General features: G+C 51.1%; 23 protein-coding genes and 1 tRNA gene. 7 read left to right on the top strand and 17 right to left on the bottom strand.

Features of this window, described 5'->3' with window-relative positions; all coding sequences use genetic code 11:
* Positions 1–173 precede the first annotated feature (173 nt).
* The 4 genes from nth to QGG23_01705 form a co-directional block, all read right to left on the bottom strand.
* The gene (gene nth, locus QGG23_01720) at positions 174–818 is read right to left on the bottom strand and encodes an endonuclease III (protein ID MDP6048156.1); all 645 of its coding nucleotides are present in this window, start codon (positions 816–818) and stop codon (positions 174–176) included.
* Positions 818–2272, bottom strand: a complete 1455-nt coding sequence (locus QGG23_01715) for an asparagine synthetase B (protein MDP6048155.1) — start codon at positions 2270–2272, stop codon at positions 818–820. Before QGG23_01715 ends, nth begins: the two co-directional genes overlap by 1 nt.
* A 14-nt stretch (positions 2273–2286) precedes the next feature.
* On the bottom strand, positions 2287–4545 hold the full coding sequence (locus tag QGG23_01710) for a DEAD/DEAH box helicase (protein MDP6048154.1): 2259 nt from the start codon (positions 4543–4545) through the stop codon (positions 2287–2289).
* A gap of 157 nt (positions 4546–4702) precedes the next feature.
* On the bottom strand, positions 4703–4870 hold the full coding sequence (locus QGG23_01705) for a hypothetical protein (GenBank protein MDP6048153.1): 168 nt from the start codon (positions 4868–4870) through the stop codon (positions 4703–4705).
* Between the two features lie 56 nt (positions 4871–4926).
* Here QGG23_01705 and QGG23_01700 point away from each other — a divergent pair, with 56 nt between their 5' ends.
* From QGG23_01700 to QGG23_01685, 4 genes are all read left to right on the top strand, one after another.
* Positions 4927–5421 carry a deaminase gene (locus tag QGG23_01700; GenBank protein MDP6048152.1) on the top strand — a complete coding sequence of 165 codons (495 nt, stop codon included), beginning with the start codon at positions 4927–4929 and terminating at the stop codon, positions 5419–5421.
* Between the two features lie 176 nt (positions 5422–5597).
* Positions 5598–6854 (top strand): bifunctional phosphopantothenoylcysteine decarboxylase/phosphopantothenate--cysteine ligase CoaBC, encoded by a 1257-nt coding sequence (gene coaBC, locus QGG23_01695; protein MDP6048151.1) that lies wholly within the window; start codon positions 5598–5600, stop codon positions 6852–6854.
* An 86-nt stretch (positions 6855–6940) separates the two neighbouring features.
* Positions 6941–7198 (top strand): hypothetical protein, encoded by a 258-nt coding sequence (locus QGG23_01690; protein ID MDP6048150.1) that lies wholly within the window; start codon positions 6941–6943, stop codon positions 7196–7198.
* A 1-nt stretch (position 7199) separates the two neighbouring features.
* Positions 7200–8204, top strand: a complete 1005-nt coding sequence (locus QGG23_01685; protein MDP6048149.1) for a 5,10-methylenetetrahydromethanopterin reductase — start codon at positions 7200–7202, stop codon at positions 8202–8204.
* 66 nt (positions 8205–8270) lie between these two features.
* On the opposite strand, the gene QGG23_01680 is transcribed toward QGG23_01685, so the two are convergent.
* The 10 genes from QGG23_01680 to QGG23_01635 all read right to left on the bottom strand — a co-directional run bounded on the left by QGG23_01680 (position 8271) and on the right by QGG23_01635 (position 15627).
* On the bottom strand, positions 8271–9245 hold the full coding sequence (locus QGG23_01680; GenBank protein ID MDP6048148.1) for a polyprenyl synthetase family protein: 975 nt from the start codon (positions 9243–9245) through the stop codon (positions 8271–8273).
* A 101-nt stretch (positions 9246–9346) separates the two neighbouring features.
* Positions 9347–10447, bottom strand: coding sequence for a type 2 isopentenyl-diphosphate Delta-isomerase (fni, locus tag QGG23_01675; GenBank protein MDP6048147.1), 1101 nt, complete (start codon positions 10445–10447; stop codon positions 9347–9349).
* A complete protein-coding gene (locus QGG23_01670; GenBank protein ID MDP6048146.1) occupies positions 10444–11223 on the bottom strand; it encodes an isopentenyl phosphate kinase in 780 nt (259 codons plus the stop codon). The genes fni and QGG23_01670 overlap by 4 nt, the downstream gene beginning before the upstream one ends.
* Positions 11224–12207, bottom strand: a complete 984-nt coding sequence (mvk, locus tag QGG23_01665; protein MDP6048145.1) for a mevalonate kinase — start codon at positions 12205–12207, stop codon at positions 11224–11226.
* Between the two features lie 6 nt (positions 12208–12213).
* Positions 12214–13056, bottom strand: coding sequence for an AmmeMemoRadiSam system protein B (gene amrB, locus QGG23_01660; protein MDP6048144.1), 843 nt, complete (start codon positions 13054–13056; stop codon positions 12214–12216).
* A gap of 8 nt (positions 13057–13064) precedes the next feature.
* Positions 13065–13676 carry a 30S ribosomal protein S2 gene (gene rpsB, locus QGG23_01655; protein MDP6048143.1) on the bottom strand — a complete coding sequence of 204 codons (612 nt, stop codon included), beginning with the start codon at positions 13674–13676 and terminating at the stop codon, positions 13065–13067.
* A 2-nt stretch (positions 13677–13678) separates the two neighbouring features.
* Entirely contained in the window at positions 13679–13906 is a 228-nt protein-coding gene (locus QGG23_01650) for a DNA-directed RNA polymerase subunit N (GenBank protein MDP6048142.1), read from the bottom strand.
* A gap of 232 nt (positions 13907–14138) precedes the next feature.
* Positions 14139–14459 carry an Rpp14/Pop5 family protein gene (locus tag QGG23_01645; GenBank protein MDP6048141.1) on the bottom strand — a complete coding sequence of 107 codons (321 nt, stop codon included), beginning with the start codon at positions 14457–14459 and terminating at the stop codon, positions 14139–14141.
* Positions 14456–15160: an RNase P subunit p30 family protein gene (locus QGG23_01640; GenBank protein MDP6048140.1), complete on the bottom strand. Its 705-nt coding sequence runs from the start codon at positions 15158–15160 to the stop codon at positions 14456–14458. Before QGG23_01640 ends, QGG23_01645 begins: the two co-directional genes overlap by 4 nt.
* The gene (locus tag QGG23_01635) at positions 15157–15627 is read right to left on the bottom strand and encodes an RNA-binding domain-containing protein (protein ID MDP6048139.1); all 471 of its coding nucleotides are present in this window, start codon (positions 15625–15627) and stop codon (positions 15157–15159) included. The genes QGG23_01640 and QGG23_01635 overlap by 4 nt, the downstream gene beginning before the upstream one ends.
* A 199-nt stretch (positions 15628–15826) precedes the next feature.
* Between QGG23_01635 and QGG23_01630 the strand changes: the two genes are divergently transcribed.
* Positions 15827–15921: transfer RNA gene (locus QGG23_01630), tRNA-Arg, on the top strand.
* Positions 15922–16309: 388 nt separating this feature from the next.
* Here QGG23_01630 and QGG23_01625 read toward each other — a convergent pair.
* The 3 genes from QGG23_01625 to QGG23_01615 form a co-directional block, all read right to left on the bottom strand.
* Positions 16310–17365 (bottom strand): ABC transporter ATP-binding protein, encoded by a 1056-nt coding sequence (locus QGG23_01625; protein MDP6048138.1) that lies wholly within the window; start codon positions 17363–17365, stop codon positions 16310–16312.
* A gap of 2 nt (positions 17366–17367) precedes the next feature.
* Positions 17368–18012, bottom strand: coding sequence for an ABC transporter permease (locus tag QGG23_01620; GenBank protein MDP6048137.1), 645 nt, complete (start codon positions 18010–18012; stop codon positions 17368–17370).
* A gap of 94 nt (positions 18013–18106) precedes the next feature.
* Positions 18107–19111 carry a substrate-binding domain-containing protein gene (locus QGG23_01615; GenBank protein MDP6048136.1) on the bottom strand — a complete coding sequence of 335 codons (1005 nt, stop codon included), beginning with the start codon at positions 19109–19111 and terminating at the stop codon, positions 18107–18109.
* A 118-nt stretch (positions 19112–19229) separates the two neighbouring features.
* Here QGG23_01615 and moaA point away from each other — a divergent pair, with 118 nt between their 5' ends.
* A complete protein-coding gene (gene moaA, locus QGG23_01610) occupies positions 19230–20144 on the top strand; it encodes a GTP 3',8-cyclase MoaA (protein ID MDP6048135.1) in 915 nt (304 codons plus the stop codon).
* Entirely contained in the window at positions 20132–20380 is a 249-nt protein-coding gene (moaD, locus tag QGG23_01605; protein MDP6048134.1) for a molybdopterin converting factor subunit 1, read from the top strand. Before moaA ends, moaD begins: the two co-directional genes overlap by 13 nt.

Below are 20380 nucleotides of genomic sequence, written 5' to 3'. Positions count from 1 at the left end.
AGGTTCGAGAAAATGTGAGAATGACTGAGATCCCTCTGGCTTCGAGGTACCGGATGGCCTAGATCGCCCCAGTGGAGATTTGGTGGGCTTTGGTGGTGGGAGTACCGTAGATATCGGTGATCATCTCCTCGAACTTAATCTAGGAGATGGTTTTGGATTCTCCTCAGGGATATTTATTGGCTTTGAGAGCTAGGGTAAGAGCAGAGTTTGCTAAGGAAGCATTCAGTGCACCGGGGGTTGCTGTTTCGACAGAATTCTTTCCCGTGCCTCACGAATGCGTGATCCGCGAATCTATATGAGTCGGGGGGCATAAGACTCTCCAAGGACTCCTTCACACACTTAGGACCCCCATCGTCCGGAGCGAGACCCAGCCTCCTCGCAACCCTCGAGACGTGGACATCGATAGCTATTACCGGTTTCCCAAAGGCGTAGCTGAGAACGATGTCTGCCGTCTTCGGCCCCACGCCGGGGAGTCCTATAAGCGTGTCTCTGTCATTGGGGACCATTCCACCGTAATCGTCTACGAGAACATGGCTGATAGCGATGATGTTTCTGGCCTTTTGGTTGTAGAAACCCGAGCAGTGGATTAAATCCTTAAGCTTCGCATGGTCCATGTCCAGGAGGTCCAACGGACCATCAATCTCTGAGAAGAGGTTACGCGATGCCCTGCTCGAGTTCTCGTCCCGGGTCCGGTGGGACAGGACGCAGTTGATGAGGGTCCTATAAGGGTCTAGTAGCCTCTCGGGTCCCACGTCAAGGTCTCCATAATGCTCCCTCATGAGGTTTGAAATAGCCGTCATGCTCTCTTGTTTTTCCATCAGATCAGTCTCCGCATATTTTTGTCTCTCAGGTTCTGAAACCTCTCAGAAATGTAATCTCTCGTGGTCTTGCCCTCCCTCTTTGCAAGCATCTTCAGCGCACGGTTCACTCCGGTTGAGTACTGAATGGCCTTCTTGGGTCTCCCGGCTATCTCTTCCGATAACTTAAGGAGTCTTGCGAGGCTTCTCAATACGATTTTTCTCGGCGACCTTGGTCCCCCTGAGAGCTTGAGATTCGGGGGGATCGAGAGTCCCCACCGGACAAGGGTTTGGTCCGAGAAGGGAAGCCTGAGCTCCAGCCCTGCGTCCATGCATACCATGTGGTCTCTCTCGTAGTTGACCCTGTAGGACTCGGAGACATCCCGGAATATAGACGTGACAACGGCTTCACCGTGATCCGCGTACTCCTGCGCGTGTCTGTGATACCCTCCGAAGAGTTCGTCGCTCCCGTTCCCCGAGAAAAACACTTTAGATCCATACTCGGCAGCCGTTCTCACCGCCCAGTGGAGGGGGATAGCGATGGATGCCTTCATCGGGTTTGGATCCTCGATGCTCCAGAGCACCCCGTCAAGGTCGTTCTCCGCGTCCTCAACCGTAAATGCCTCGAGCCTCAAGGGGAGACCGAGAGCCTCAGCAGCGATCTCTGCTATTTCGAACTCTCTGGAATTCTCTAGGCCAACGCAGATGAGATCGAGTTCGACTCCTGCCTTATCGAGGTAGTAGGCTAGAATGCTGCTGTCGATTCCCCCTGAGAATCCGAGGGATGCTTTAGCTAAGCCCCATGTCCTAGCTGCGACGGAGTCTGTCATGAGCTTATCTAGCTCCAGGGTAGCCTCGCTGAGAGTGATTGCCCTGAGAGGGGGTTGGGTTAAGACATATACAGACTCTATGGCGGTCCCCTCCTCAGTTATCCTTAACATTGAGCCCGGTTCGAGAGTATGTGCTTCAGCTCCAATAGACCACAACATTTTCATGCTCGAGGCCATCGCCGCGATATTCTCATTCTCCCCATAGTAAAGAGGGATTGTACCAACTGGGTCTCTGGCACCAAGGAGGGTTTGATTATATAGGGCTATTATTGCAAATGTCCCTTTTCCTCCAGTCACTAAGCGGGTGAGCCCTTCCACCGGGTCTTTGCCGAGTGCATCACCGGTTGAACTGGCGGTAGATTGACCCGTCCCTCTCAGGTTCCTGCCCTCGATAGAGAAGGAATATCCGTATTGGGTGAGAGGTTGTGGAGGGTCCTCCGGGTGGATCTTGGTGAGAGAGTGCCCGAGGGCAATGGGTGTTTCCGGTAGATCAGAGAGCTTGATTCTCCCTTTGATGATAGCAACTCCACCGGTGGAGACCCCTTGGACATCTGGTGCCTGATTGATTCCAGCGCGAAGCATTTGGACCATATTTCTTGATACGTTCTGGCCTCTCTTGCTGAGAATCGCTGCGAACCTTCCCATTTCAAATTGATCTATCAGCGGTCCGATTTGGGTTTATCTCTGGGCTTCTCGAAAAAGTCAGTGATGGAACGCTGCTCCGACGTGTCAGTATCGAGACGCCTCCACTCGTCCTGGTCCACGACCCCTCCAATCTGCTCCTTGATAGTCTTCGCGAGACTCGGCCCAATTAGGGGTATTTCGACAAGCCTAGCCAGTGGAGCGGCCTTTAAGATGGAGGCTGATTTGAAACCCGAGTTGTAAAGGACTTTGGCCCGGACTCTTCCGATACCCTGCAGCCGTACCAGGGGGAGCAGCTTCTCAGTTACGCCATACCTCACTCTGTCCCTTAGTGTCCGTATATGGCCTCGATGCTTGTCTGTTCCTAAGACCCTAGCGAGTTCGTAGGCAGAGTAGAGGAGCCAGTTGGCGTTGTGTACTGCACTGTATCGGTCCCCTGGGGATACGCGATATTTCTCGAATAGGTCGTTTTCGGAGGTCTCATCGATCCATGCCTTCAAGATCATGGTGGTTCTGAGCTCTCCGAGAGTGGTCTCATAATCGACGTAATCGTAGTCCGAGGCTAGTTTCACCGTCAACTCATGGCGGTGCTCCTCCAGGAAGTTCTCGATAGCGACCATCTCCCCTCTTCTCGGCCTGAGCTTGGGACGCATATCAGGGGTGTGGCATATGAGGTGGAGCCACGTTATATCAGTGAAACTGATGTCGTCCTGGTTAAGACCGTCCCTCAAGACCACGGCGGAAAGGGGGTCGATATAGAGCTCGGAGACCCTACGCCCAAAATCGGTAGCGTATATGTAGTCTCCCTCATGATGGATCATGTCCTCCCGGCGCAAGTAGCTAAGGATCCCTGCGAGGATAAGCTTGATATTTCCCAGAGGGTAGTGATACCCGTAGAAGGTTTGCCCAAAGAAGTCCATGAGCCCCGGCTCAGTGTGCGCATAGTCGGAGGCGATAGCAGCGAGGGTGTGGCCCCGGATCGCCGCCTCCTGGGCAAGCCTGCTAAAGAGTCTCTCCGGCTTCGCGGTGACATAGTCCTCCATGAGCGCGTCCTGCTCGTCGGAGCTTGACGCAATGAGGATCGCCTCTCCAGCATCGTCGTACTGGGGTCTCCCCGCCCTTCCGCTCATCTGTTTGTACTCTAACACAGATATGGGATACATACCGTACCCCGGTCTGAACCGCTTATAGCTGGCAATAACCGCTGTCCTAGCAGGTAGGTTGACGCCTGCCGCTAGAGTAGGCGTTGCAGAGAGGATCTTGATCAAACCACCCTTGAAAGCAGTCTCAACGATCTTACGGTGGGCGCTGCTCAAACCAGCATGGTGGAATGCGGCACCCCCTGCCACGGCAGAGGCGAGATCGTCTGATAGGCGGGTCTTCTCTCCCCTGGTTGAGATCATCGTGGAGATCTCTAGGAGCCTCATCTCCGCTTTCTTCTTGTTGGTGCCCCGGAGTGCGTTACCGGCCTCCCTCGCGATGCTTTGGGCTCGCCTACGGCTCTCCACGAAGATCAGGCTCTGTCCTCCATCCAGAACCGAGTTCATCGCTATGTTGATGGGATCAAGCCTGTTGAGGGGCCTCAGTCTTTTAGTGGAGCCGTCGTTGAAGATGATCCTTTCGTTGAAGGCCACTCCTTCCTTAAGGGGGACGGGTCTCCACTTGGTCTCAATCCACTGAGCGTTTAGCCATTCCGCAACCTCATCGACATTCCTGATAGTAGCGCTGAGGGCGAGCACCTGGAGTTCGGGCGTCAACTGCCGGAGCCTTGCCAGCGCTACCTCTAGGGTGGGGCCCCTGTCGTTCCCAATGAGGTGGACCTCGTCGACGATGACCAGGGAGACATCCTCCATCCAGGGAGACCTATGCCGGAGGAGGGAGTCGCATTTCTCGTTGGTGGTCACCACTATATCATAGTCCCCGAGCCAGCTCTTCCGGCTGTCGAGGTCACCGGTGCTGACGCCCACCCTAATCTTATTTCCATCCTGCTTAGTGAGGCTAGAGTAAGTCTGGAAATCCTCGTATTTCTCTGAGGCTAGGGCTCTGAGGGGCACGAGGTAAAGAACCTTCCCACCCTGCTCCAGGATGTGTTTGAAGGCACAGAGCTCTGCGACGAGGGTCTTGCCGCTGGCCGTGGGACTCGCCATGACCAAGCTCTTGCCCTCCAGCACCCCGGCCTTGATTGCCTCGGCCTGGGGAGGATACAACTCGTCAAACCCTCTGGAGCTTAGGAGGTCTTTGATCGCATCGGAGATATCTAGCTCGGAGATCCTCAAATATTCAGCCCTTCGGCTAGATAGTTCGGTAGGGGGATATTAAACCATAGAGGGAATCGTCCATGGGGTAAATGCAAAAGAGGTTAAGGAGCCTTACGTAGGCGACAATAATCACCCCACTCTCAAGGGAAATGGATGCTCGAACCGATTGTCCCTCTCAGATGACAGCTGAAGGATCGAGGCATGAAATATATTTCTTGATCGCGCCGTCGATCTCCTGAAAACAAAGTGAAATCTCCATTACAGCAATATCGAAGCCATCCATCCGCTTGCCCTCAAACCTTTCGCAGGCAACGTTTGATGGGTTTACTCGCGGCCGTGACAAATTCACCTCAAGAGTTTTTAAGCAAGTTTGCGACAATGGGATGACGAGGTTAGTCGTTGGATAGGCCCGACAAGACAAAATACTTTTTGGAGATAGCGGTCTCGGTAGCCGCCCGGTCTACATGTCTGAGACGCAAGTTCGGGGCAGTTATTGTTAAGGGAAACACTATCGTAGGGACAGGGTACAACGGCAACGCCAGAGGAGTCATCAACTGCTTTGAGGTGGGGTGTATAAAGGACATGAAGAATCAACCTGCAAATAAGGCCTATGACCTCTGCCCAGCCGTCCACGCAGAGGAGAACGCGATCATCAACTCCAACCGCAGCGACAGAATCGGGGCGAAACTCTACATCGCAGGATTAAATCCTGACGGTGGATACACCCGGGCCGAACCCTGTCAGAGGTGCCAGAGGAAGATCATCAACTCCGAGATCGATGAGGTAGTGCTATTAGATGAGAAGGGCCAGCCGGTCCGGGTTGATGTTCGAGATTTTGTCCAGAGGGACACCGCTTGGTACGTTAAGGAGATCAACAAGGCAAGAAAAGATTGAGGCTGGAAGACTAAACCTCGTCACAAAAGAAGTTATCAGTCAAGGCGACTTTTTATAGATGCGAACGCTCGCGCGCGGTTAGCAACAGGATTTTACTAATCTCCTCTTTAGAATATTTTATTCGCGCGCGCTGAAACATTAATATCCATAGCCCCCATAAGCGAAGCTGAGGAAATATGAGCCTCGGGGAACACACCTCCAAGCAGATAATCGGAACCAAAGGGAACGAGCTGAGTGGCAAAAAGATCGTCATCGGCGTGACAGGTAGCGTTGCTGCGATTAAAAGCCCCGAGATCGCCAGGGAACTTATGCGATATGGAGCGGAGGTCTACACGGTCATGAGCCAGATGGCACAGAAGGTAATTCACCCCCATATGATGGAGTGGTCTACGGGGAACCCCGTGGTCACAGAGCTTACAGGAGAGACTGAACATATCACCCTAGGGGGGGAGCACCTACATAGAGCCGATCTCATCCTGGTAGCTCCGACCACGGCCAACACCATAGGGAAAGCGGCCACGGCCATTGATGATACACCTATTACCACATTGCTCACCACAGCAATAGGCACCGGGATTTCCATCATCATGGTCCCGGCGATGCACGCTTCCATGTACCGCCACCCCATCGTGATGAAGAATGTGGAAAAACTAAGATCCATCGGGGTTAAGGTGCTCATACCTAGATTCGAGGAGGGAATGGCAAAAATATCCACCACGGAAGAGATAGTTGAGGCAGTTATCTCCAAGCTTACGGTCCGGAGAGATTATCAGGGAGTACGTGTCTTGATTACCGCAGGACCCACTAGGGAGTACCTCGACGGGTTCAGGTTCATCACAAACCCGAGTTCTGGAAAAATGGGGATTGCTATAGCTAGAGATGCTCTTGAGAGAGGAGGAGAAGTGACCCTAGTTTATGGTCCAGGCTCTGCAGAACCTCCCACTGGTGCAAAGGTGATCCCAGTCGAGACGACAACTGAGATGTTAGACGCGGTTCTTGAAGAGCTCAAGAGCTCTCAATATAACTTGGCCGTCCTTTCTGCTGCGGCCGCTGACTTTGGCATAAAGGAGAGAGACATGGTGAAGACGTCCTCTGGTAGCGGGAGCTGGCGGATCGATCTAATTGCGAGGCCAAAGATTATCGATAGGGTCAAAAAAGTCAGACCAAAGATTTTCCTCGTAGGCTTTAAGGCGGAATACAACGTATCTGACGAGGATCTAATAAAAAAAGCCCAAACTCGGATGGAGACCGGAGGCATGGACCTCATCGTGGCGAACGACGTTGCCCGAACAAAAGTGGGTTTTGGTCACGAGACTAATGAGGCGTTCATCATCGACAAGAAGGGGAGCTATGAGCACTTAACCCTCAGGGAAAAAGAAAAGATAGCCTCCCGTTTATTAACGATAGTGAAATCCAAGATGTGCATGAAATAGTTGGAGCTCACATTCTTTCCCTCGAACCTTTGGGTTGGATCGATCATCGAAAAGGATATAGTGAACATGGTGGTTACCCTAGCGATATGAGCTATAAGGAAATTATCGAGAGGATACAGAAGGAAGAGAGAAACGTTCTTTCCGAGAAGCTCACTGATGTCATCCTCGAGGTTAAGGATGGCGCGGCTGTCCCTAGCTCCCTCGCCAAAGGGATACTCCACAAATGGCAAGAGAACCAGCTATCCAGCGATGAGGGGCTGAGATACCTCTTAAAAGCAGCCTTGAAGGCCGACAAGAAGCGAACCAAAGCCATCCTAAACGAAATGAACCTAGGAGGAAAATGATATGGCTTTGAAATTCGGTATAGAGTTCGTCCCTCTGGAGCCCTTCTGGAAAACCACCTATTATTCTATCCAAGCCGAGAGATTGGGATACGACAGTATCTGGATCACGGATCACTTCAATAACAGGAACGTCTACGTTAGCCTTGCGATTATCGCTAACTACACCGACAATATTAAACTGGGCCCTGGAGTCACAAACCCATATATGGTCCACCCGGTGATGACCGCAGAGAGTGTCGCAAGCCTCAATGAGATCGCCCCAGGTCGCGTGATATGTGGGATCGGGGCAGGGGACAAGACTACTCTTGAGACGGCGGGTGTGGAGATGAAATCTCCACTTAGGACGGTGAGGGAAGCCGTAGAGATTATCCGGCGCCAGATCGTCCGGGAGAAAGCCGGCTATGACGGAAAAATATTCAAAACTACTGGCGGGGCCAGATTCAACTTTAAAACCACTGATCCTATACCTCTTTACATTGGAGCCCAAGGCCAAAAGATGCTTAAGCTTGCCGGAAGAATCGGTGACGGGGCTCTTATCAACGCTAGCCATCCTGATGACATCGAGAGAGCAGTAAAGCTCATCCGTAAGGGCTCAGAAAAAGCAAAAAGGGATCCTAAAGAGGTGGATATTGCAGCGTATACCTCATTTTCTGTAGCCGATACAGAGAAGAAGGCTAGAAAGCCCCTAGTGCCCGTAGTTGCCTATATTGTTGCAGGAAGCCCTCCGTTTATCCTAGAGAAACATGGCATTCCAGTGAAGAAGGCCAAAAAGATACAGAATGATCTCGCTAACAGAAACTGGGATGAGGCCTTTGGGTCGGTCGACATGCAGATGATAGACGCGTTCACCGTCTGTGGTAGCCCGGAGCAATGCACAGAGAAGATTGACACCATCTTTAAAAAAGGAATAACACACTTCATTACGGGGAGCCCACTGGGGCCAAATATGCGGGCATCAATCGACCTCTTCGGTAAGGAAATCCTCCCACACTTTAAGGAGAACTAAATCCCTTCGCCAAGCTTTTACTAATCATCACCGTTGACGAAAAATCTGATCAATAATTCTAGGAGGTCAGTAGTCCCTGGAGCTGAAATAATCGACCAGCTCTAACAGGTCCTGCCGGGCTTGGATATCTGGGAAGACCTTAAGGCTCTCCTTAGAGCTCTTAACGTACTCCGCTGCCTTTTTCTTGGCGTAATTGATTGCGCCACTGGATCTCAAGATTTCGATGGCAGCATCTATATCCTGTGAATCTGCATTCTGGTCTCCGAGCACTCTGAGTAGATTCTCCTTCTCTCTTGATGCGGTATTTTTTAGGGCGTATACCATGATGAGGGTCTTTTTCCCCTCCCTTAGGTCGCTTCCTATGGGCTTCCCAAGGGTCGTATCATTGGCAGTTAAACCGAGGATGTCGTCCACGATTTGGAAGGCAATCCCTGCATCCCATGCAAAGGAGGCAAGCATCTTTACTTCCCTTCTATTGGCGCCCCCAACGATAGCGCCTATTTTGGCACAGGCACTAAAGAGTGCAGAGGTCTTGCCTCCGACCATGAGGATATAATCTTCCGGGGAGACGTCCCTCGTATCTGGGAATGAAATATCGAGGACCTGGCCTTCGCAGATGCTGATTGTGGCATCCGTCACGGCCTTTATAGACTTGAGCACACTCTCGCTGGGTAAAGAACCGTCAAAATACGGAGCGTACATGGCTTGGTAGACTTTCGCGAACAGGAGGTCTCCGCTTGCAATGGCCATGGGGACCCCCCACTTTGAGTGAATTGTAGGGTTACCTCGCCGGAATGAGTCTTTGTCCATTATGTCATCATGAATAAGCGTAAAGTTATGGAGGATCTCCAGACCAGCTGCGAATGGGAGGGCAAGGTGGGGGTTTCCGTCTACGAGCTCACAGGATTTTAATACGAGATAAGGCCTGAGACGCTTCCCCCCCGCATGGAAGAGGTGCCTCGAAGCTTCGTATAGAACAACTGGTTTCCGGTCCTCAAGAAGATTGAATATGTAGTCATCGACCTTCAAAGCGCTGACCATTAGTCTCTCTGAAATCAAGTTTTGAACCGTTATTCCCCTCTTCCGATAATATGTGTGAATCGTATAAACCTGATCAAAGTAACCTCCAAACCCTCCAGGATTTATCTCCTGTTTGCCAGACTCCGGAGGTCGTATCCCCTCAACCTAAGCCATTCCGAGGTTTTCCCCAGGACGATGACGGGTACTGCTTTGAGTTCCTCCACGTTCCTGGCCCCTACGAGGAACATCGCGGTTCGGAACTCCCTAAGGATGTTATTCACATGATCTACGAGGGCCCCCTTGCCTTCAACCACTTTCTCGAGTAAGGGCTTCGCTATTCCAACGGCATCAGCACCCAAAGTTATCGCCTTAGCCATCTCTATACCTGTTCTTATTCCTCCAGAAGCGATAATTTTCAAATCCGTAGATCCGCTGGTTTCTACGACGCTTATCGCCGTAGGTATTCCCCAGTTCCAAAAGGTCTTACCAAGGGCTTCTTTACTTTTTTTTCCATCGACTCTTGCAATGTGATGCTCTACAGCAGCCCAGCTCGTCCCTCCCACGCCGCTCAACTCCAGAGCCGATGCCCCGGCAGCCTCCAGGCTCAGGGCGGCCTCCCTAGAAATACCGGCCCCTGTCTCCTTCATCACCACTGGCGTCCCAAGATCGCCCGTTATCGCCTTTATCTTCTCCAAAACGCCCCAGTACTGTGTATCTCCACCAGGTTGGACGGCCTCCTGAAGGGGATTCATGTGGATCCCGAGGGCATCTGCGCCTATCATGTTGATACATCGCTCCGCCTCCTCAACGCCCCAGCCGATGCTGAGCTGAGGGCAGCCGATGTTCCCCATAACCAGAGAAGATGGCGCCTTTTCCCTCACAACCCTGAATGTGTGCTCTAAGGTGGGGTCTTCAAGGGCAATTCGCTGGCTGCCTACCCCTATCCCTAACCCGAGATCCTCAGCGACCTCGGCAAGGGTAGAATTTATCTCCTTAGCGAACAGTGTTCCCCCTGTTATCGCCGAGAAGATAAGGGGTGACTTGAGTCTCTTCCCGAAGAACTCCGCTCCCGTGTCTATCTCGTCGAGATTGATCTCGGGGAGAGCATTATGGATGAGCCTGACGTCTTGAAACCCCGTTCCCATATCGGACTGGACGTTTTCGTCCAGCGATAATTTTAGGTGTCTTTCCTTTCTCTTCTCGATCTCAGTCAGCGTCCTCACCCCGTCAGGATGGTCCCTGTTACGGGTTCCCCTTTTAGGGCTTTAAGTATCACGTTTGGCTCCGTAGCGTTCACAAATAGGACATCGATCCCCTCTCGGACCGCCATTCTGGCCTCAGAGATCTTCCCTAGCATACCACCGGTTACATCAGTAGAGAGAGACTTTCCGATTTTGGCGAAACATTCGACCTTCTCGGATTCCAAACGCTCAATCAACCTCGCTTTGTGGAAAAGTTTAGGGTTAGATGTGAAGATACCATCTACATCGACCCCGAAGATGAGCTTAGTGGCCTTGAGGGAGACGGCTAGGCGCACGGCGAGCTGGTCCCCTGAGAGGATAGTAAACCCTTTCTTCCTGTCTAGAACTGCATCCCCGAATATAAATGGAAGAACACCCTGTACGACGAGCTTGCCCATGATTTCGAGATCAACCTTGGAAATCCTCCCGTCATCTGTGACGATGAAGGACGATGGGCTCACCGAAATAGCCGGTAGCCCAGTATCTAGGAAAGCATTCACTATTATGGAGTTGAGCTCCACCATGGCCTGGTGAGTCTTAGCGAAACCATGGATCTGCCGATCTGAGGTGACCCCATCAGTAATGTCATATTTCTTAGCCATCGGATGGCCGAAGGAGCCCCCGCCATGGACAATAACCACCGGCGTAGGCCAGGCGGCTTTAATCTCCTCAGCAAGCCTCCGGATATTCCTATAGTCGACCGTGAAATCCTGGTCCTTGATAGTGATCACTGAACCTCCGAGCTTAAGGACCTGCAGTCATCCCATCCTCCTGACCTTGACCCCTTCATAGCTGATTTTTACAATATGGGGATCCCCCTTTCTTAGGAAGATAGCTTGGCTGACATCCTGTAATTTCTCGGAGCTGGTGATGGCGATCATGCAGCCACCTCCACCCGCCCCAGTGAGTTTGGCACCGTATGCCCCGGCTCTCCTTGACGCGTGGATGAGGAGTTCCAGCTTGGCGATGGAGACCCCCATTGAAGAGAGGAGGCCATGGTTGATGTTCATAAGATCCCCGATCTTCGGATAGTCCCTTGCTTTGATTGCATCAAGGCCCCTTCGAGAAACCTCGCCCATTGAGTCGATGAGTCCGTCTATGAGCTCGGGGTTTCTTTCCCTGAGGGCCATCACATGGGCGATGAGCTTTCGAGTAGAGCGATTCCTCCGAGAGTTCCCAATTACAAGAGGGAGCACTCCATTGAAATCGATCCTATCAATGCCAATGCCTTTCTCGAAGCGCAGTATTCCTCCAAACGTGGAGATGTTGTTGTCCACACCGCTAGGTGTACCATGAACTATCTTCTCTCCCTCATAGGCGATGTCGCAGATCTCTTGCGGTGACAGGTTACCCTTTAGAAGAGCCCCTGTAGCCGCTACTATAGAGACGCAGATTGCTGCTGAGGAGCCCAGACCAGCGGCTATAGGGATCTCAGAGCGGACGGTGAGGTCCAGCCCTGAATGTTTATTGAGGCGTTCCATCGTCGTCCTGGCAGAGACGAGCATAGCCTGGAGCCTCTTCCCCCTCCATTTTGCCCCCACTATAGGATGGTATTTGTTTCCCTCGAAGTACCCCTCGAATCCTAGGTCGAGGCAGTCGAATTTGATTTTATTATCGTCTCTCTCCTTGGCTGTGATCTTTGCCCTTCGGTCTATGGCAATGACGATGGCTGGACCGTTATATACAACGCTGTGCTCTCCAAAAAGTATCACCTTCCCAGGCGCTGTGGCTTCTACAGACATCGCATTCTACCTCAAAATCTTGGCCGAAACGTAGCCCACCACCGCAGACATGTCTCCAGTGATATCCCCGCTAGTGCTATAAGCGAGGACCTGGGTTTTGGTAGCACCCATCTTTTTCGCTGCGACGAGGGTTGCCGAGACAGGACCGTATCCACACATACTAACCCGTTGGGAATGTACCCAGTATTGGAGGGCCTCCTCGTTCATAGACTCCATCCTCTTGAGGACTCCAAAATCCTTCCCCTCGGCGGATTCCTTGGTTTCCATATGAGTCAGATCCGTTGAGGCGAGGATTAGGACATCCATCCCTGCGACAGACTCTGCGATAGCTCTACCAACCACTCTACTGGTGGCAAGATCTTGGTACCTCATGCAGATGGGTACGATCCTCGTCTCCCTGTAAATATACTGTAAGAATGGGAGCTGGATCTCAATTGAGTGCTCTCTAAAATGGGCAGATTCATCCAGCTCAATGAGGTCAGACGCTTCTGAGATCTCTTTTGCAAGGTGTTTATGGATACCAACTTTTCCCATCGGGGTCTCCCAAGCTCCCTCTCCCCATATTGAGACCGGGGATCCCAAGCCAGTATGATTCGGGCCAAGGATAATCACCGCTGAAGGAGTTTTCTCAGAAGCTAGAGAATAATAACTGTGGGCAGCGATGGGGCCAGAATAGACTAATCCCGCGTGAGGGCAGATGATTCCGATGATCTTCCTCTCCTCAGCCCCTTTCTGGGGTAATTTACCAGGACCAAGGGGATGGGTGAAGCTTTCCTTGATGGTCTTCTTTAGGTGACCGGGTGATGCGGGGTAAAAGGATCCCGCAACCCAAGGTCGCCTGACGCCCATTGTCTCACCTATAACGTTGATTCAAAATCGTCGATGGAGAACGAAAATTCCTGCTCTGGGGTAAGCTCGTTTAGCTCCCGTTTAAGCTGCCTCGCGAGGAGCCAGTATGCTATTGCGAGGCTTCTCCTCCCCTTGTTGTTGATGGGGATGGCGAGGTCAACATCAGAGAGGTTATTGTCGGTGCTGCACAGGGCTATCACAGGGACGCCTACTGCCGTGGCCTCAACCACAATCTGTTTATCGGCGAGGGCATCGGTGACGAGCACCGCTACTGGTTCGAAATAGTGGCTATACGTTGGATTGGTGAAGGTCCCCGATGTGAAGCGCCCGATGAGAGGATGCGCGCCGGTCACCTCGCAGAATTTGTGGACCGGAAGCCTCCCATACCTCTTGGACGAAGCGACTACTAGTCTCGAGATGTCCATCATGGAGATGAACTTGGCGGCGGTCATGACTCGCTTGTTCATCTTATCCATGTCGAGGACAAAAAGGCCGTCTGGTCTCACCTTGTATATGAATTGCACCATGTCATTAGTCTTGACCCTGGTCCCTATATGGACACCCGCGGAAAGAAGCACCTCTTGAGGAAGCAAGAGGCTATCGCTTTGCTGAATTTCCATATTTAACGTTCGCCTCTGATATCGACAATCTCTTTAGTATTGTGGAACAATAGTATATCGTTTATGAGGTCCACGTGAGAAAGCAGTATCCTCCTGCAACAGTACCTCTCGACTCCTAGGTCATCGAGGACCTTCTTGGGGTGCTCTCCGGTGGCCACCTTCTTGGAGTAGGGCTCCCATTTGTCCCCAACAAGTTTGCCGCAGGAGAAGCATCTGACGGGTATGATCATTCTATTTTTCAGCCTTTGATTTCATCACGCGCAAGAGGTTTAAAGCCTATTCAACTCCGTTTTGAGGAGAATTCGGCTCATGATTTCTTCTCGGCGCACCTGACCATCTACAGATGCTCCAGATATAAAGGTTGATATGAGCCTGAAAAAAATAACTATATGAAGAAAATACTTCAAAATGAATTCCTTGCATCTAGTTTTGGTTGGGTTAGGTTAGATACCAAAATATTATTTAAATTGATAGTTTCAATGACTTGATGGTCCCCGAAGCGCCCATCACTCTTACTGCCACTTCTTGGTTAGATATCTCTGTAATCAGCGCAAGGACGGCCCTCATCTCCCACATGTGGCTCCGACGGCATCGAATGATTCCTATGCTTGTTTCCTCGTTGTACTCCACAAGTCTCGGCTGGAGCAAAGACACGCCAAAATCACCAAATAGCCCTTTGACGGCTTGATAAAGTGTATAAGAAACCTCCTGTTCCGAGTAGGAATCCTCGCCTTCAACGGAGATGGCTAAGTACCGTTTCCCGATACTCCTCACTGGCATCATCGGACCTCCTTTACGCCTGGGCTGATGAAGCCTAGCCTGAGTTTCTCTCGGTTTCTTTCCAATATAATTCGGGGGATCTCAGATACAGCATCGAGGCCTTTGTCCTTAGAGATTCCAAGGAGGTTGGTGATCGAAGCTATGGCTCGAGGCTCCCGCATTTGGAGAGGAGATCCAGCTCCACTCGAAACCACCATGGGCACACCCTCATGTATCGCGTTCGAGATGTCCCGTTTTAGGTCTATCAGGAACCTTGCTCTGTCGACGCTTGGTTCAAGCAAGTCGGAGAGGCAAATCTCATAGGCGCAGTTAGATTTTGAAGCAAGAGCTGCTCCCTGACGGTCTAAACCTACCCGACTCTTATTGGTTCTTAGGGGGGGAAAGGTGAGAATATCAACCCGGTGATCCTTTGCTGCCTGCCTTGATACAGTTTTGTTTTCGCAACAGACGGCTATGATCTCGAATTTTCTGCGGACACGCCGGAGGGCCTTGGATAACTCGTTGGTGCTCCTAGGCCTCAGGTCGATCCTATTCGAGAGATCAATACCCACAGACAAGGCTTTGTTTCTCATCATCTGCGGTTGAGGTCTCTCAGATGATAGAGTGATGCCTTTGAACCCCAGCTTTGAAGCAAGTTCCAGCATCTCAGTGAGAACTCGGGTATCACCTGGGTCCCGGATGTTGAGATCGACGAATCGCCTCACGTCGGTGAGTCCTCCAGAATCATAGTGTGGATAACTTCGCGGACATACTCTGCTCGGTCCCTCCCGTGGGGTAACCTGAGCCTGAACTTCATTTTCACCGGATCTGTCTCCAACAGGCAGATCTTGCCCAGATATGCGTTTTGCTTATCAAGTCGAATATGGAAGTTTCCTCCCTCATCTAACCTCTCCTCTAGCTCGTCCAGCAGTCTTTGCTGGTCAAGGGATGAAAGCTCCTGCACCACTCTCCAGAGGACCCCGGTCGCCCCTTTCTTCGTTCGTATCTTTCCCGATACGATAGTGATAGGATCTCCGTGATATCCTTTTAGCGTATTCCTCGTGAGCCAGAGGTCCTGGTTTCCCTCCGGGAGAAGGTTCTTTATAGCCTTTTCAACCTTCTCTTCGTCCTCCGTGGCGTGAGAAAAAGTGTAGATCTCAATCTCCCTGATCAAGTTTATGGGGATAATCATAGGACCGTCGCTCCTTAACTAGCGGGTATTGCAGTATGCTGGAATAAATCTTCTCTGGCGATAGCCTGTATTTTTACCCGAAGTCGGATATTCAGGAAGAGCATACCTAGAGATAACACGCAGAAGATTTGGATCCAATACAAACCGTTATATCAGCAACAATTTTTTAACTAATGATGCGTTTTCTCTGTTCATTGTTGCGGCCGTGGCTCAGCATGGATAGAGCGTGGGTCTTCGGATAGACTTCTAGGAGACAACCCAATGTCGCGGGTTCGAATCCTGCCGGCCGCGCCACCTTTACGCACGTACTAAAAATAGGTAAGATCATTAGATTGTTGTTTAAACCTTAAAATCGCGTGCGCGGCGCCGATGAAAATAACCGGTCACCATATCCGTATAATATTGTACACGCGGTCCACTAGAGGGACTCAGTAGACCTGGAGCATATGCCCGTTCAAACCCTCGACCGCCCTTAGATATCAAATCTGAGTCACTGAGATTCCTACACTCACAGCGAGGGGGATCAGATATTTACGGGTAAGAGGAGTAGTGAACATCTACGTTAACCTGTTCGGTATAGGGCACGGCTAAGGATCAGTGCGGGATCTTTGATCTCCTTATTCAACAAATAACGGGCGCGTATTCACTGTTTAGTAACAGAGGATTACTAATAGGTTGAGATCTACTCTGCCTTGAGGAGCCTGACGGAGGATGCCTTGAATGTAAGGTAAACTTCCTGACCTGCGTTGAGACCCATCTCTTTGAGTGACCTCCTCGTAATCTGGACTGTAAAGACGACGCCGACATCCACTCTAATCCTGAAGATGTCATCGATCTCTTCGACCATTATTATCTTCCCTTGCAAGTTATTCCGAGCACTAGATACCATGATTCTTTTCGAGATGAGGATATCCTCTGGCATCACATCAATGGTGGTTCTACCCTCTGTACTAAATGCCCCGACTATTTCAACACCATTCACCATGATATGTGAGACCCCATTAACCCTCTTTGAGTGACCGGTGAAGACGTTCTCAGTCCTCACGAACCTTGCCATATCGGTTGATGGATTTAACATGAGGTCTCGGGTCGAGCCGACTTCGACGATCTGACCACCGCTTAGTAAGACCACCCTATCAGAAAGATTCCTAGCGATCTCAATATCATGGGTAGCGAACACAACTGTGATATCTGGTCTCTTCCTTAACCCATGAATCAAGTTCTTAACGATCTCAAGACTCTCAGGGTCCAAGTTGACAGTGGGTTCGTCGAGGAGCAGGAGGTCTGTCTCCAGAACTAATGCCCTGGCGATTGAGAGCCTCTGCTTTTCGCCTCCGGAAAGGCTCTTTGCTTTTCTCTTTGCCAGGACGTGAAGCCCTAACGTATAGAGGGCTTCAGACACTCGCACCTCTACCTCATCTCTTGGGAGACTTCTCTGCCTGAGTCCGTAAGCTATATTTTCAAAAACGCTACCTCTGAGAACGACTGGTCGTTGGAACACGAGGGTCGCCCTCTTCCTCCACCCCCCAATTTCGTCAAAGTCAAACTTCTTCCCCTTGAACAGAACTTTCCCTCCAGTTGGTTGCTCGAGCGCGGCAATTATTCTCAAGAGAGTCGATTTCCCTGAACCATTTGGCCCTAAAACCGTGATCACTTCACCCTTCCGGATCTTGAGAGATATGTCTCGTAGGGCTTCTGTCTCTCCATATCTTTTGTATACGCCCCAGAGCTCCATCATCCCTAAAGCCACCTTTGGGCGATGTAGAGAAGGGCGTTCATAACGCCCACTATACCGATAAGTACGACGGTTAAGGAAATTCCTAGGGGGATCGCTCCCCTCCCCGTCTCTAGAGCGATCACAGTAGTGAGGACTCGGGTAGCCCCCCGTATATTTCCTCCTAGCATGAGGGCAACACCCAACTCTGCGATCGCCCTGTTGAAGCTAGCCGATATCGAGAGGAGTATGCCCCCCATGGATTCCCCGAGGACCGTGAGGTTGGCCTTCAGCTCTGACGCTCCTAACGTGAGTGCAAGTCTCTTGATATCAGGATCAACGGTCTCAACGGTCGCCGCTAATAGGCTCACTAGGATTGGAGTAATCAGGACGGACTGGCCGAGGATGATTGCTGAGGGTGTGTAGAGTAACTGGAGGCTGCCAAGAGGCCCCGATCTTGATAGAATGAGATAGAACAGGAGCCCAATGGCGACTGCTGGCACCCCCATTATAGCGTTGAATACACCTTTGAGGAATTGTCTTCCTTTGAAGCTCCCTAGACCTAAAAAGACGCCGAAAGGAATCGACCAACATGAGGCTAGAACTGTGGCGAGGCCAGAGACGGTGATAGCCCTGAAGGTTATTTCGATGAGTCCTCTGTCACCGGTCATTATCAGAGTAAAGGCCTCTTTGAGGCCCTGAAGTAAAATGGAGGTTACAGGGGGCACTTCCTTTTACTGATTTTGTATCCTTGGTCCATTTGGCTCACCCGTAGAGATTGATATCCCCTCGACGATATTCTGGGGGGCATTCCGATCCCATAAAGAATGCGGCTTCCTCTATCCACCTTGTTACTTTAGGATCGGATTCTGTCTCCAGCAACTTTAAGGCGGGGTTGAATAGGCTCCTACCATAGTGCTCCAGACCGTATTCGCCGATGATGGCTTGCCCCTGCTCCGAGATAAGAAACTTGATGAATGCCATAGCACTCACAAACTCGGCATTTATGACTGTATCCGGGTTCACGGCAATGGCGCTGTAGACATTGAGGAGACTCGGAACCGACTCCACCATTACCTCCAGACTCAGGATGCCAGCCTCCCCGTACTTTAAATAGGTCCCCATGTCGGTGATGGTGTATCCATGCTTCTCCTCGGCGATCTGGAGCGTCTTCCCCATCCCTGTGCCGGCCTGTAGGTACCAAGACTCCTCGCTCAGCTCCGAGTCATCGAAGCCCGCCATAATCCAGAGCTTCACTTCCTTCGAATGTGTCCCAGAGTTGTCACCTCTGGAGACCCAAACGGACTCGCCGTTTCTTCCTCTTCCTACAAGAGTCTTCATTGCTTCTGGCGTGTCCATTCCCCTGATTCTAGCTGGGTCATCGGGAGGTCCGACAATGGTGAAATAGTTATAGGCAATGATTTTCCGGTTGACACCAAAACCTTCTTTCATGAACTCCTGTTCTTTGCCGGGGGCATGGACTAAGATCATATCCGCGTCGCCCCTCTTCGCATGAGCAATCGCTAGACCCGTCCCAACAGAAATAAAGTGGAGATCTATCCGGTGCTTCTCCTCGAAGGCGTCCTCGATCAGGTCGATGACCCCCGTATCATAGAGACTTGTGGTAGTAGAAACGATAAGGTGGCTAGTTTTGGCTCTGGGCCATACGACATAAGTCACCCCAACGAGGGTTATTAGGAGACCCACAATTATGATCGTCCTAGTCCTCTTGAGCTCAGTAAATATATACAACTCGATGTGTTCATCCATGCATATCGTTTTAAGCTTTCGGCCCGAATGACTCCGCAGACAGCAGAAACGGAGACCTCAGGAGATGGGAACGATTAACAAATCAAACGTGAACATCGAAGGGGAAATCATAGAAAATATGGTTGACCCCCACGGGCGCGATGTGAACAGTCTGAGAGTCTCAATAACCCAGAGATGCAATTTCGATTGCTTCTTTTGCCACCAGGAGGGGGAATCAGGGTCCAAGAGAGAAGCGACCCCTGAGGAGATTGAGACCATCGTGTCCGTGGCAGCGGAGCTCGGGATCGGCAAGGTAAAGATCACAGGCGGGGAGCCCCTTTTACGAGAGGACATCTTCGAGATTGTCCGGAGGGTCTCAACACATATGGTGGAGGTATCTATGACCACCAACGGCTATTTCCTCAGTGAGAAGGCATGTGAACTCAAAGAGGCGGGGCTCGACAGGGTAAATGTCAGCTTCCACTCGGGAAAGCCCGATATCTTCTGCAAGATCAATGGGAGTGCCTCCTACCAAAGGGTTAAGAATGGGATAGCTAAAGCAAAGATTTGTGGGCTAAACCCTGTAAAGCTCAATATGGTGATCATGAAAGGGATCAACGCGGAGGAGATCCCCCAGATGATCGATTTCTCGACTAAAGTGGGAGTTACCCTCCAGCTTATCGAGTACCAACCCCTTGAAAGGGGAACTACAGACTGGTCAGACTACCATTATGACCTCAAACCTCTGGAAGCGGAGCTGGAGGCACGCTCGTCTAAGGTTGTAGAGCGGGAGATGCATCGAAGGCGCCAATATCACCTTGAGTGCGGGGGGGTTGTGGAGGTAGTGAGGCCAATACATAACTCCGATTTCTGCATTCACTGCACCCGCCTCAGGCTCACTTCAGATGGGGAGCTGAAGCCCTGCCTCATGAGGGAGGACAACCACGTAGAGGCAGTCTCCTTGCTGAGGAATGGAGGGAGCCGGGAGAACATTAAAACGGCCTTCAGGAAAGCTGTAGCAAAAAGGGAGCCATTCTGGGGATGGAGACCATGAAGGTGAACCTTAAGTTTTTTGCATCCTTCCGGCTGTTAACAGGCACAGCCGGTACAGAACTCGAGATTCCCGAGGGTACTACAACCGATGACTTAAGGGAATTGATCAATAAAAAATATGAGGGGTTTAATGAGAAGACGGTCCTCTATGCAGTCAACGGAGAATACGTCGAAAATAATGCACGACTAAATGAGGCCGATACTATTGCTTTCTTCCCGCCCGTTAGTGGTGGATGA

The organism is Candidatus Bathyarchaeota archaeon (assembly GCA_030739585.1).
GTDB lineage: Archaea > Thermoproteota > Bathyarchaeia > TCS64 > TCS64.
This window is presented reverse-complemented; position numbering and strand designations above follow the sequence as displayed.

What these genes read in the sequence shown, in the direction of transcription:
- moaD (MDP6048134.1), top strand. Translation starts at nt 20,132, where the DNA reads ATGGAGACCATGAAGGTGAACCTTAAGTTTTTTGCATCCTTCCGGCTG.
- rpsB (MDP6048143.1), bottom strand. Translation starts at nt 13,676, where the DNA reads ATGGAAATTCAGCAAAGCGATAGCCTCTTGCTTCCTCAAGAGGTGCTT.
- QGG23_01615 (MDP6048136.1), bottom strand. Translation starts at nt 19,111, where the DNA reads ATGGATGAACACATCGAGTTGTATATATTTACTGAGCTCAAGAGGACT.
- moaA (MDP6048135.1), top strand. Translation starts at nt 19,230, where the DNA reads ATGGTTGACCCCCACGGGCGCGATGTGAACAGTCTGAGAGTCTCAATA.
- coaBC (MDP6048151.1), top strand. Translation starts at nt 5,598, where the DNA reads ATGAGCCTCGGGGAACACACCTCCAAGCAGATAATCGGAACCAAAGGG.
- amrB (MDP6048144.1), bottom strand. Translation starts at nt 13,056, where the DNA reads ATGGGCGTCAGGCGACCTTGGGTTGCGGGATCCTTTTACCCCGCATCA.
- QGG23_01690 (MDP6048150.1), top strand. Translation starts at nt 6,941, where the DNA reads ATGAGCTATAAGGAAATTATCGAGAGGATACAGAAGGAAGAGAGAAAC.
- QGG23_01625 (MDP6048138.1), bottom strand. Translation starts at nt 17,365, where the DNA reads ATGATGGAGCTCTGGGGCGTATACAAAAGATATGGAGAGACAGAAGCC.
- mvk (MDP6048145.1), bottom strand. Translation starts at nt 12,207, where the DNA reads ATGTCTGTAGAAGCCACAGCGCCTGGGAAGGTGATACTTTTTGGAGAG.
- QGG23_01715 (MDP6048155.1), bottom strand. Translation starts at nt 2,272, where the DNA reads ATGGGAAGGTTCGCAGCGATTCTCAGCAAGAGAGGCCAGAACGTATCA.
- QGG23_01620 (MDP6048137.1), bottom strand. Translation starts at nt 18,012, where the DNA reads ATGACCGGTGACAGAGGACTCATCGAAATAACCTTCAGGGCTATCACC.
- QGG23_01650 (MDP6048142.1), bottom strand. Translation starts at nt 13,906, where the DNA reads ATGATCATACCCGTCAGATGCTTCTCCTGCGGCAAACTTGTTGGGGAC.
- QGG23_01685 (MDP6048149.1), top strand. Translation starts at nt 7,200, where the DNA reads ATGGCTTTGAAATTCGGTATAGAGTTCGTCCCTCTGGAGCCCTTCTGG.
- QGG23_01645 (MDP6048141.1), bottom strand. Translation starts at nt 14,459, where the DNA reads ATGATGCCAGTGAGGAGTATCGGGAAACGGTACTTAGCCATCTCCGTT.
- QGG23_01635 (MDP6048139.1), bottom strand. Translation starts at nt 15,627, where the DNA reads ATGATTATCCCCATAAACTTGATCAGGGAGATTGAGATCTACACTTTT.
- QGG23_01680 (MDP6048148.1), bottom strand. Translation starts at nt 9,245, where the DNA reads ATGGTCAGCGCTTTGAAGGTCGATGACTACATATTCAATCTTCTTGAG.
- nth (MDP6048156.1), bottom strand. Translation starts at nt 818, where the DNA reads ATGGAAAAACAAGAGAGCATGACGGCTATTTCAAACCTCATGAGGGAG.